9 protein-coding genes are annotated in these 11,994 nt (G+C 72.7%); 1 reads left to right on the top strand and 8 read right to left on the bottom strand.

Translation table 11 applies throughout. The features are described 5' to 3' along the window. Positions 1–7: 7 nt before the first annotated feature. The 5 genes from QWJ13_RS32880 to dxr all read right to left on the bottom strand — a co-directional run bounded on the left by QWJ13_RS32880 (position 8) and on the right by dxr (position 5,599). Complete coding sequence (locus QWJ13_RS32880) at positions 8–580, bottom strand: GNAT family N-acetyltransferase (protein ID WP_316529194.1); 573 nt, start codon at positions 578–580, stop codon at positions 8–10. A 58-nt stretch (positions 581–638) separates the two neighbouring features. Then, positions 639–1,514 carry a GNAT family N-acetyltransferase gene (locus QWJ13_RS32875; protein WP_316529274.1) on the bottom strand — a complete coding sequence of 292 codons (876 nt, stop codon included), beginning with the start codon at positions 1,512–1,514 and terminating at the stop codon, positions 639–641. A 165-nt stretch (positions 1,515–1,679) separates the two neighbouring features. Further along, entirely contained in the window at positions 1,680–2,840 is a 1,161-nt protein-coding gene (gene ispG, locus QWJ13_RS32870; protein ID WP_316529191.1) for a flavodoxin-dependent (E)-4-hydroxy-3-methylbut-2-enyl-diphosphate synthase, read from the bottom strand. Positions 2,841–2,971: 131 nt separating this feature from the next. After that, positions 2,972–4,276 (bottom strand): M50 family metallopeptidase, encoded by a 1,305-nt coding sequence (locus QWJ13_RS32865; RefSeq protein ID WP_316529190.1) that lies wholly within the window; start codon positions 4,274–4,276, stop codon positions 2,972–2,974. An 81-nt stretch (positions 4,277–4,357) separates the two neighbouring features. Continuing rightward, a complete protein-coding gene (gene dxr / locus QWJ13_RS32860; protein ID WP_316529188.1) occupies positions 4,358–5,599 on the bottom strand; it encodes a 1-deoxy-D-xylulose-5-phosphate reductoisomerase in 1,242 nt (413 codons plus the stop codon). 69 nt (positions 5,600–5,668) lie between these two features. Here dxr and QWJ13_RS32855 point away from each other — a divergent pair, with 69 nt between their 5' ends. After that, positions 5,669–6,337, top strand: coding sequence for an SDR family oxidoreductase (locus QWJ13_RS32855; RefSeq protein ID WP_316529186.1), 669 nt, complete (start codon positions 5,669–5,671; stop codon positions 6,335–6,337). A 123-nt stretch (positions 6,338–6,460) separates the two neighbouring features. Here QWJ13_RS32855 and QWJ13_RS32850 read toward each other — a convergent pair whose 3' ends face one another. From QWJ13_RS32850 to QWJ13_RS32840, 3 genes are all read right to left on the bottom strand, one after another. Then, positions 6,461–7,903 (bottom strand): aldehyde dehydrogenase family protein, encoded by a 1,443-nt coding sequence (locus tag QWJ13_RS32850; protein WP_316529185.1) that lies wholly within the window; start codon positions 7,901–7,903, stop codon positions 6,461–6,463. Positions 7,904–8,126: 223 nt separating this feature from the next. Continuing rightward, on the bottom strand, positions 8,127–9,695 hold the full coding sequence (locus QWJ13_RS32845) for a PucR family transcriptional regulator (RefSeq protein ID WP_049651301.1): 1,569 nt from the start codon (positions 9,693–9,695) through the stop codon (positions 8,127–8,129). Between the two features lie 154 nt (positions 9,696–9,849). Then, positions 9,850–11,925 carry a type IV secretory system conjugative DNA transfer family protein gene (locus QWJ13_RS32840; protein ID WP_316529182.1) on the bottom strand — a complete coding sequence of 692 codons (2,076 nt, stop codon included), beginning with the start codon at positions 11,923–11,925 and terminating at the stop codon, positions 9,850–9,852. Positions 11,926–11,994 lie beyond the last annotated feature (69 nt).

Here is an 11,994-nt window from a genome sequence, read left to right as displayed (position 1 = left end):
TTCCCGCTCAGCCCCGAGCCACTGCCCCGCCGGTGCCGACGGTGCGCCGCAGCGGCAGCCGCGCGCCCATCACCGCGTACAGCCGGTCCGTCGCCGGGAACCGCACCGCCCGCGCCAGGTCCTGGTAGCCCAGCGCCCGGTACAGCCGCCGGGCCGGCGTCTCCGCGTCGATCGCCGAGAGGATGCTCCGGTCCAGCCCGGACCGCTCGCAGAGCGTGCGGATGATCCGCGAGCCGACCCCCTGGCCCTGGAACTCCGGCAGTACGTGCAGCTCGGTGACGGCGAAGACGCCGTCCAGCCAGTCCCCGTACCCCCGGGCGGTCAGATGCGGCTCGATCACGGTGCTCCACCAGTGCTCCCGGTGGTTGGGCATCCCGTACCCGAACCCGACCAGCCGCCCGCCGCTCATCGCGCCGAGCGCGATCACCCCCGGCTGCCGGGCGTGCCGCCCGACGATGTGCAGCCGTACCGCGACCTCCTCGGGCGTCAGCCCGAACGCCACCGCCTGGACCTCCAGCGCCTGCGGCGCCCAGGCGGCAAGGTCGATGGCCCCGATCGTCACCCCGGTCAGCTGATCCATGCTCCGGACGTTACTACCAGCGGCCGCACGGCGCGGCCGAAGATCCCAACCACTGCGATCAGAACAGCACGCTCATGAACGCCCCGACCTCGCGGAACCCCACCCGCCGGTACGCGGCCCGGGCCCGCAGGTTGAAGTCGTTGACGTACAGCGACACCACCGGCGCCACCTCGCGCAACGCGACGTCCAGGACGGCCGCCATGCCCGTCTCGGAGATGCCCTGGCCCCGGTGCTCCGGTGCGACCCAGACCCCCTGGATCTGGCAGGCCCCCTCCGTCACCGCGCCGACCTCGGCCTTGAAGACGACCTCGCCGTCCTCCCCGAACCGCGCGAACGACCGCCCGGCGGACACGAGTTCGGCCACCCGGGCCTGGTAGAGCAGCCCGCCGTCACCGGCCAGCGGAGACACCCCCACCTCCTCGGTGAACATCGCCACGCAGGCCGGCATCAGGGTCTCGACCTCGTTGCGGCGCACCCGGCGCACCAGCGGGTCCGGCGCGATCTCCGCCGAGGGCACCGAGGTCGCCAACAGCGGCTGGTGCGCGCGGACTTCCCTGGGCGGTCCCCAACTGCGTTCCAGCAGCGCCCAGAAGGCCGCCGTGGCCGCCGCGGGCCCGACGATCGAGGAACAGCGCCGCCCCTGCCGGCGGGCCCGCTCCGCGAAGGCCGCGACCGCCTCCGACCCGGCGTTGACCAGGACCAGGTTCGCGCCGGCGTAGCAGAGCGCGTCCAGCACGCCGTCCCCGTCGTACCAGCCCCACATCTCCCCGCCGAGCCGCCACGGGTCCAACCCGACGGCCTCGACCCGGGTGGCGACGAAGGCGTTGGCGACCGGGTCGCGGTGGAGGATCTCCAGGGCGTCCACCAGGTCCGACGGCTCCAGCACCCGGGTGGTGGCCAGGGCCCGGGCGGCCTGGAAGGAGCCCGGGAGCATCACACCTCGATCGAGCATCGAGACAGCACCTCACTGAGACGACTCTGGCCGCACCCTACTCCGTGGCCCCACCCGGCTACGGCGCGGGGCCGTCCGCGAACGGACGGCCCCGCTTCCGGCAACGCCGCGCGGGCCCTCCCGCACGGCGGAAAAACTATGCGGCGGTCACTCCCCCGCGACGACGGTCGGCGCCCCCGCCTCGACACCGTCCGCCTGCATCTGCTCGGCGAGCTTGAGCGCCTCCTCGATCAGGGTCTCGACGATCTTCGACTCCGGCACGGTCTTGATGACCTCGCCCTTGACGAAGATCTGGCCCTTGCCGTTGCCGGAGGCGACCCCGAGGTCGGCCTCGCGGGCCTCCCCCGGGCCGTTGACGACGCAGCCCATGACGGCCACCCGCAGCGGCACCTCCATGCCCTCCAGCCCGGCGGTGACCTCCTCCGCGAGCTTGTAGACGTCCACCTGGGCACGGCCGCAGGACGGGCAGGAGACGATCTCCAGGCCGCGCTCGCGCAGTCCGAGCGACTCCAGGATCTGGGTGCCGACCTTGATCTCCTCGGCCGGCGGGGCGGAGAGCGAGACCCGGATGGTGTCGCCGATACCCTCGGCCAGCAGCGCGCCGAAGGCGACCGCCGACTTGATGGTGCCCTGGAAGGCCGGACCGGCCTCGGTGACGCCGAGGTGCAGCGGGTAGTCGCACGCGGCGGCGAGCTGGCGGTAGGCGTTGATCATCACGACCGGGTCGTTGTGCTTGACCGAGATCTTGATGTCGCGGAAGTCGTGCTCCTCGAACAGCGAGCACTCCCAGAGCGCCGACTCGACCAGCGCCTCCGGGGTGGCCCGGCCGTACTTCTCCATCAGGCGCTTGTCCAGCGAGCCGGCGTTGACGCCGATCCGGATCGGCACGCCCGCGTCCTTGGCGGCCTTGGCGATCTCGCCGACCTTGTCGTCGAAGGCCTTGATGTTGCCCGGGTTCACGCGCACCGCGGCGCAGCCGGCGTCGATCGCCGCGAAGACGTACTTCGGCTGGAAGTGGATGTCCGCGATCACCGGGATCTGCGACTTCTTGGCGATGATCGGCAGCGCGTCCGCGTCGTCCTGCGACGGCACGGCGACGCGGACGATCTGGCAGCCGGACGCGGTCAGCTGGGCGATCTGCTGCAGCGTGGCGTTGATGTCCGAGGTCACCGTGGTGGTCATCGACTGCACCGAGACCGGGGCGTCGCCACCGACCGGCACGTTGCCGACCATGATCTGCCGGGAGTGGCGGCGCTTGGCCAACGGCTTGAGCGGCAGGGACGGAATACCGAGCGAGATCGCGGTCATGTGCGCAGGGTTCCCCGGGGTTGAGGTCTGGTCGGCCGTCCGGCCGTGACACGGCCGGGGCCGGGTGCGCAGATGATCGCGCGCCCGGCCCCAACGGTACGGCACGGCACCGAGCCGCCGGTACCCGCGCGCTAGCTGATCTTCACCGGATTCACCACGTCGGCGACCAGCACCAGCAGCGTGAAACCGATGAAGATGCTGGCCACTACGTATGCCACCGGCATCAGCCGGGCGACGTCGAAGGGGCCCGGGTCGGGCCGCCGGAACAGCTGGGCGAAGCGGCGCCGGACCGCTTCCCAGACCGCCCCGGCGACGTGCCCGCCGTCCAGCGGGAGCAGCGGCAGCATGTTGAACAGGAAGAGCGACAGGTTGATGCCGGCCAGCACGTTCACGGCGGTCGCGACCCGCTGGCTGGCGGGGATGTGCATCGAGAAGACCTCGCCGCTGACCCGGGCGGCGCCGACCATGCCGATCGGCGAGTCCGGATCGCGCGGGGCGTCGCCGACGATCGCGTTCCACAGGCCGGGGATCTTCCCGGGCAGGGCGACCAGCGCCTTGACCCCGGTCTCGGCCTGGTCGTACATCCGGTCGACCGACTGCCCGAAGCTCAGCTGGACCACACCACTCGCGGGGACGAATCCGAGGAATCCGGCCTTGACGGTCTGGCCCTTGATCGGGATGTTGTTGCCGTCGTACTTCTGGACGTCGTTGACCCCGATGGTCGGGTTGAGGGTGAGCTGCTGCCCGTCCCGCTCGACCACGACCGGGACGGTCCTGCCAGCCGACTTGCGGATGTCCGCCTGGAGCTGCTCGTAGGTGCGGATCCGGTCGCCGTCGAAGGAGAGGATCGTGTCGCCCGCCCGCAGTCCGGCCTGGGCGGCCGGGGTCAGCGGGGCGCCCTCCGGGCAGGTGTCCCTGGCCTCGCCCGCCTTGACCATGCACTTCTCGACGCTGCTGACCGTCGGAACGTTCATGCCGACGCCGAAGCCCATCATCACGGTCAGGAAGAGCCCGAACGCCAGGATGAGGTTCATGAACGGCCCGGCGAACATCACGATGACGCGCTGCCAGGGCTTGCGGGTGTAGAAGAGCCGGTGCTCGTCACCCTCCTGGAGCTCCTCGTAGGAGGCCTCGCGGGCGTCCTCGACCATGGTTCGCCAGGGCGAACTGCTGCGCTTGGTGATCCGGCCGTCGTCGCCCGGCGGGAACATCCCGATCATCCGGATGTACCCGCCGAACGGGATCGCCTTGATGCCGTACTCGGTCTCACCCTTGCGGCGCGACCAGATGGTCGGGCCGAAGCCGACCATGTACTGCGGCACCCGGATGCCGAACAGCTTGGCCGTGGAGAGGTGGCCGAGTTCGTGCCAGGCGATCGAGACGAGCAGCCCGATGACGAAGACCAGGATGCCGACCACCGTCAAAACCGTTGCCACCGCTGGTCCTCCGTCATGCCACTCCGCTCATCGTCTTGTCCTACCGCTATCCGGGTCGTCGGCCGACCCGTCGATCCGACGTCAGCCGGCCGCCAGCTCACGGGCCCGGGCGCGCGCCCAGTCCTCCGCGTGCAGGACGTCCTCGACCGTCAGGGAAGTTCCCGCCGCCGAACCGCCGTCCCGCTGACCGTGCTCGGCCACGACCTTGGCAACAGTGTCCACGATTCCGGTGAAGGCGAGGCGGCCCTTCAGGAACGCCTCCACGCACTCCTCGTTGGCCGCGTTGAAGACCGCCGGATTGGTGCCGCCCAGGGTGCCCACCTCGCGGGCCAGCTCGACCGCCGGGAAGGCCTCGTCGTCCAGCGGGAAGAACTCCCAGGTGGCGGCCTTGGTCCAGTCACAGCCGGGGGCCGCGTCCGGCACCCGGTCCGGCCAGCCCATGCCCAGCGCGATCGGCATCCGCATGTCCGGCGGGCTGGCCTGGGCCAGGGTCGAACCGTCGGTGAACTCCACCATCGAGTGCACCACCGACTGCGGATGGACCACGACCTCGATCCGGTCGAACGGCACGTCGTACAGCAGGTGCGCCTCGATCACCTCCAGGCCCTTGTTCACCAAGGTCGCCGAGTTGATCGTCACGACCGGGCCCATCGCCCAGGTCGGGTGCGCCAGCGCGTCCTGCGGGGTCACCCCGGCCAGCTGCTCACGGGTGCGGTTGCGGAACGGGCCGCCGCTGGCGGTGACCACCAGCTTGCGCACCTCCCCCCGGGTACCGCCGGCCAGCGCCTGGAACAGCGCGGCGTGCTCGGAGTCCACCGGCACGATCTGGCCCGGCTTCGCCACTGCCTTCACCAGCGGACCGCCGACGATCAGCGACTCCTTGTTCGCCAGCACCAGCACCCGGCCGGCCTTCAGCGCGGCCAGCGTCGGGCGCAGACCGATCGAACCGGTGATGCCGTTCAGCACCGAGTGGCACTCCATGGCGGCCAGCTCGGTCGCCGCGTCCGGACCCGCCAGCACGGTCGGCAGCGGACCACCCGCCGCCTTCGCGGCCAGCGCCTCGCGCAGCGCCGGCTCGGCCGCCGGATCGGCCACCGCCACGGTGTGCACACCCAACCGCACCGCCTGCTCGGCCAGCAGCTCCACCCGGCCGCCCGCCGCCGACAGGGCGACCACCCGGAAGCGGTCCGGGTTGCGGAGCACCACGTCGATGGCCTGGGTGCCGATCGAACCGGTGGAGCCGAGGATCACCAGCTCTCGGGGGCCGGAGGGGTCCGCCACGGTGGGCGTGAAGCGCAGCTGCGGGTGAGCGAGCGAAGTCATGCGCCCATTGTGGCCTGTTCGCGGCACTCCCCAGGACGGCCTCCTGCCCTTCGGACTACCGTCGGAACCATGCGTACCGTCATCGCCGGGGGCCACGGACAGATCGCGCTGCGGCTGGAACGGCTGCTCGCCGCCCGCGGCGAGCGCCCCGCCGGAATCATCCGCCGCCCCGAACAAGCCCAGGACCTGGTCGACGCCGGCGCCGAGCCGCTGCTGCTCGACCTGGAGGCCGCCACCGCCCGGCAGCTCGCCGACCTGCTGACCGGGGCCGACGCGGTGGTCTTCGCCGCCGGCGCCGGACCGGGCAGCGGCGCCGCCCGCAAGAACACCGTCGACCGGGACGCCGCCGTACTGCTCGCCGACGCCGCCGAACTCGCCGGAGTCCGCCGGTACCTGATGGTCTCGGCGATGGCCGCCGACGCCGCCGCGCACCACCCCGCCGACGAGGTCTTCGAGACCTACCTGCGGGCCAAGGGCGCCGCCGACGACGCCCTCCGGGCCCGGACCTCGCTCGACTGGACGGTGCTGCGCCCCGGACGGCTCACCGACGGCCCCGGCACCGGACACGTCCGGCTGGCCCCGTCGGTCGACCGCGGCTCGGTGGACCGGGCCGACGTGGCCGCCGTCCTGGCCGCCCTGCTGCACGAGCCCGGCACCGCCGGGCTGACCCTGGAACTGGTCGCCGGGAACGCCACCGTCGAGGAGGCCGTCGCCGCGGCCGCCGGGCACGACGGCTGAGCACCCTTGCGCGGAAACCCTCGCGCCCAACCCCCTCGGGGAGACCCCTTCGCGGGAACGGCGGGAGGGCCCGGTTCGACGGACGAACCGGGCCCTCCCGTCACTGCTCCGCCACCGCGTCGCTCAGAGGTCGAGGCCGGTGAGGACCATGATCTTCTCGACGGTGTAGTCGTCCATCGCCCACTTGACGCCCTCACGGCCGACACCGGAGTCCTTGACACCGCCGTACGGCATCTGGTCGGCACGGTAGGACGGCGCGTCGCCGATGATCACACCGCCGACCTCAAGCTCCCGGTGAGCACGGAAGGCCGTCTGGAGGTCGTGGGTGAACACGCCCGCCTGAAGACCGAACGCCGAGTCGTTGACGGCCGCGAAGGCCTCGTCCACGCCGTCCACCTTGTGCAGCGACAGCACCGGACCGAACACCTCGGACTTGGCCAGGATGGCGTCCTCGGGCAGGTCGGCCAGCACGGTCGGGGCGTAGGTCGCGCCCTCGCGGACACCACCGGTGAGCAGCTTGGCGCCCTTGGCGACCGCGTCGTCGACCCAGGACTCGACGCGCTTCGCGGCGTTCTCGTCGATCAGCGGACCGACATCGGTCGCGTCGTCACTCGGGTCACCGGTGACCTGCGCCTTGACCTTGGCGACGACCTTCTCCGCCAGCGCGTCGTACACCGAGGCGTCGGCGATGACCCGCTGCACCGAGATGCAGGACTGGCCGCCCTGGTAGTTGGCGAACATCGCGATCCGGGTGGCCGCCCAGTCCAGGTCGGCCTCCGAGGACCAGTCGGCGAGCACCACGGCCGCGGCGTTGCCGCCGAGCTCCAGCGTGCAGTGCTTGCGCGGCACCGAGTCCAGGATCTGGTAGCCGACCTTGTCCGAACCGGTGAAGGAGATCACCGGCAGGCGCTCGTCCTGCACCAGAGCCGGCATCCGGTCGTTCGGCACGGTCAGGATCGACCAGGAGCCGACCGGCAGGTCGGTCTCGGCCAGGATCTCGCCCAGCACCATGGCCGACAGCGGGGTCGACGGGGCCGGCTTGAGGATGATCGGGGCGCCGACCGCGATCGCCGGGGCGATCTTGTGGGCGACCAGGTTCAGCGGGAAGTTGAACGGGGCGATCCCGAGCACCACGCCGCGCGGGAAGCGGCGCACCACCGCGAAACGGCCCACGCCGCCCGGGTCGGTGTCCAGCCGCATGGTCTCGCCGTTGGTGCGGCGCGCCTCCTCGGCGGCCCAGCGGAAGACCGAAGCCGCGCGGCCGATCTCACCGCGGGCCCACTTGATCGGCTTGCCGTTCTCGGCGCTGACCAGCTGACCGAGCTCCTCGGTGCGCTCGACCAGCCGCTTGGCCACGTGGTCCAGGGCGGCGGCACGCTGGTGCGCCGGGGTGGCGGCGAACACCGGCAGGGCGGCGACGGCGGCGTTCAGCGCCTCCTCGACCTGGGCCTCGGTCGGGATGCTCACCTTGCCGACCAGACGGCCGTCCCAGCTGTTGTGCACCTCGAAGTCGGCGTCACCGCTCGCCCGGCGGCCGGCGAGCCAGAAATCGTACGTGGTGGTCACCGTGGTACCGGCCTCTCCTCGTCTGTCCTACGGCCCCCGAACGTGGGGCCCGGACTTGAGGGTAGGCGGGGCGGCGCGCCGACCGGATTGGCCGACTAGGAGCGTTCGCCCCCGGGGCCACTCCACCGCGTCCTACGGCTGTTTCCGGCTCCTCTTGCTCACTCCACGTGCCACCGCTCTGGTCACTTCACTTGCCACCGCTCTGGTCACTCCACTTGCCTGGTCACTCCTCGCCGGAGCGGAGCGCCAGCCACAACTCCATCCGCACATCCGTGTCGTCCAGCGAACGGCCCAACAACTCCTCGACCCGGCGCATCCGGTAGCGCAACGTGTGCCGGTGCACACCCAGGTCGGCCGCGGCCGCGTCCCACTGCCCGTGCCGGGACAGCCACGCCCGCAGCGAGGCCACCAGGTCACCGCGGGCCGTCCGATCGTGCTCGCGCAGCGGCCGCAGCAGCCCCTCCGCGAACGCCGTCACCGCGTCCTCGCCGAGCAGCGGCAGCAGCGAACCCGCCCCGACCTCCTCGTGGTCCACCGACCGGCGGCCGCCCCGCAGCGCCACCGCCAACGCCCGCTCGGCCTGCGCGTTCGCCGTCCCGGCCTCCTCCAGCGCGGCCGGCGCCGACACGCCCAGCGACAGGCCCTCGTGCTCCTCCACCGCCCCCAGACACGCCCGGTGCACCGCGCCGTTGTCCAGCGCCAACACCATCAGCCGCGGCCCGTGCGCACCGTCCTCCCGCGCCACCAGCAGCTTCTCGCCCACCCGGGCACCCGCCTGCTCGGCCCGGTCCCCCAGCTCCCCGAGCGCCTCCGCGGCATCCGCGTTCGCCGGCCCCGCCCCGGCCACCAACACCCGTATCGTCCCCTCCGGCAGCCCCCCGAACAGCCCCACCGCCACCTGGCGGGCCGTCGCCACCTCACCGGCCAGCACCATCCGCAGCAACGCCGCGCCCATCCGCTCCTCCGCCTGCCGCAGCTCGCGCGAGCGCTCCAGAGTGAGGGTCAACAGCGCCACCGCCGCGTTCAGCACATACCGCTCGGTCGGCGTGATCCGGTCCTCGGTCCCGACCGCCAGGAAACCCCGCGCCCGCCGGTCCGCCCCCAGCGACTGGACCACCACGTAGTCCTCATCCGCCGTGTCTATCCCCGGCGCCCGCCCCTGCAACGCCGCACTCGACGGCGCCGGCCGCCGACGCAGCCGGTCCACCTCCGCCGCCAGCCGCCCCGCCCGGCGCGCCGCCCAGTCCGGCGCCACCACCGACAGCGCGCCCGACCCGTCGTACAGCGCCGCCCAGCCCCCCAGCCGAGCCGCCAGCCGCCGCACCACCGCCGTCGTGCCGTCCTTGCCGAGCGCCGCCCGGGTCAGCTCCTCCTGCGCCTCGAAACTCGTCGTCACCGCCTCGTACTGCTCCGCGGCCAGCGCCGCCGACACCACCTTGCTGATCGCGATGAACGGCGTCGGCTCCGGCACCCGCAGCAACGGCAACCCGCGCTGCGCCGCCGCGTCCACCAGCGGCTGCGGCACCTCGGTGTGCGACAACCCCACCCCCAGCCCCAGCCCCACCACCCCCGCGTCGGCCAGCCGGTGCACATACGCCTGCAACTGCGCCGCCGTACGGCCCAGCTTGATACCGGTGGTGAGCAACAGCTCGCCACCCTCCAGGAACGGCGTCGGATCGTCCAGCTCACTGGTGTGCACCCAGCGGACCGGCCGCTCCAGGTGATCCGCACCGGCGAGGACCGTCAGATGGAGCGACGTGTTGCGGACGACGGAGGCGAGTGTGGGGGGCATGGCACCTTCGGGGGATCGACCTGACCGCGCCGTCGCGGCCGGGCGAGGAGAGGGACGTGGGACTGGTGAGGGTCTCTCCCCTTCATTATGGACGCCCCGGACAACCCGCACTGCCGAATCCACCTCGAAGGCGACTTCCCCCACCGCCCCCGCCTCACCCCCTGAGGTCCACCAACAACGGCGGCACCTGCTCCCCCGACACCGCCGTCAACGACACCACCGCATGCCCCGCCGGCAACGCGTGCGCCAGATCCGACGGCGACCACCGCAGCCGCTCCACATCCCGCGTCGTCACCGACTCCGTCTGCGCCGTCGTCCCCGACAACGCCTTCCGCCCGATCCGCCCGGCCCGCCTTATGACGCCACCGGAAGTGTCGGGAGTGTGGGTGACCGCGGTCTCCTGCACCAGATGCGTCCCCCACGCCTCCGAAAACAGCTTCCCGTCCCACGGCGCGATCCCCGGGAACGCCATCCGGCAGCCGACCGCGCCGAAGAGCGGCGCCCGCAGCGCCTCCGGCAGGTCCACCAGCGTCCGCAGCAGCAGCACCGCACCCGCGTTGGCGCCCCTCATCCGCTGAAGGCCCCGAACGATGTTCGCATCGAGGGCCGCGGACGCGTCGTCCACCACCAATCCGGCGAACAGCGAACGGTCCTCGCGGGCCCCGGCAGCCTGCACGAACTGCCCGGCCACCAGCCGGGAGAGCATCCGCGCCGCCTCCGGATGACTCCGCTCGGGCAGCTTCACCCGTACCCGCAGCGGATGGTCCAGCACCCGCATCGCGAACGGGGGCCGACCGGTGCCGTCGGTCGCGAAGGCCCCCTCGAAGGCGGGCCGGTCCAGCAGCGCCAGCCGGTCCGCCAGCAGTGCCCCCGGGTCGTCCGCCCGGTCGCGCTGCCGCTCCCGGTGATCCAGGTCCCGCTCGTGGAGGGCCAGCCGGCCGGCCACCCCGAGCGCCTTCACCAGAGCCGCCAGCACATCCGGGTCGCCGGCCAGCAGCGCCCGCAGCTCCCGCACCCCCGGATAGCGGTCGTACGCCGCGTGGAACGGGCCCACCACCTGCTGCAACGCGGTACGGGCGTGCTCCGCTCGGGCGGTCAGCTCGTCCGGCAGCAGCGCCTCGGCCAGCCGGGCCGCCGCCTCGTCGGGGTTCCGCGCGGCACCGTAGAGGTCCAGCCCGTACAGCGAGGACGGGTCACCGGGCGCGATCACCACGTCGTACCAGGAATCCGGGCCGAGATCGGCGTCCTCCGCCCCGACCACCACCGCGCAGGCGGTGCCGGACAGCGCCTGCAAGCACAGCGCCTCGGCCACCGGCCGGGCCAGCCGCGCCGTCTTCCCCGTCCCGGCCGGGCCCACCGCGAGCAGCGACGTACCCAGCACCGCCGGGTCCAGCGCGAAACCGGCCGCCCGGTGGCCCAACGGGTTCTTCGGAACATCCTGCGCGGTGCCGAGCCGGACCTGCCCAAGCAGCAGATCGTGCCGCTCGGCGCGGCCGGGCAGCTCGCGCGCCTCGGAAGGGTGGGCGAAGGCCGCCGCACCGCGGGCGAAGACCTGCTCGGCGAAGGCGGGCAGGAACACCGGGTCCGCCTGCGCGGACTCCCAGGCGCGCTGGATCCGCACGTAGTCGACGTCCCCCACGGCCTCGCCGTCCAGCCGCGCGGCCGCCTCCGCCGCACCGCCCCGGCGCAGCCCCTCCCAGGGGTCCCGCCCCCGCACGGTCTCGGCCGCCCCCGGAGCCTCCTCCTCGGCGGGCTGCTCCTGCGTCACGGTCCGCGACAGCAGCGGCGAGACGTAACGGCGCCACACCTCGGGCCAGCGGCCCATGCGGCCGAAGATCTTGATGACGATGCCCATCACCAGGACGTTTAGCGTGAGAACCACCGACGTCGCCACGAATTCCGACTGCGACGGAAGAACGCCTACCAGCGTTGCCCCATCCTTGGCGAACTCAACGCCGTAGACAAAAGCCAACCACCCCACCACCGCGTTCAGCCCCGCCCGCAGCAGCAGCGGCCAGGTCGCGACCTTGGCGGCCTCCGCCCGTTCCGGGTCGACGGGGCGGTAGCCGAACCGGTAGACGCCCGGATCGGCGTCGGGGCGCGGGGCGCGGGCCCAGGCCGCGAGGTCGAAGGTGCCGTCCGGGCCCGTGCCGGGGCGTGGGTGGGGCAGGGGGGTGGGGGGTCTGGTGGTGGTGCGCTCGCCGTGGTGGTGTGACCCGTGCTGTGCCATGTACGGCCCCGCTCCCTCGCCCGCCCGGCCCGACCGCCGTCGGTGCCGCCATACCCATGCCGCCGTACC

The organism is Kitasatospora brasiliensis (genome assembly GCF_032654805.1).
GTDB classification, from domain to species: domain Bacteria; phylum Actinomycetota; class Actinomycetes; order Streptomycetales; family Streptomycetaceae; genus Kitasatospora; species Kitasatospora brasiliensis.
Note: the sequence above shows the minus strand (reverse complement) of the source record. Positions and strands in the feature narration are given on the sequence as shown.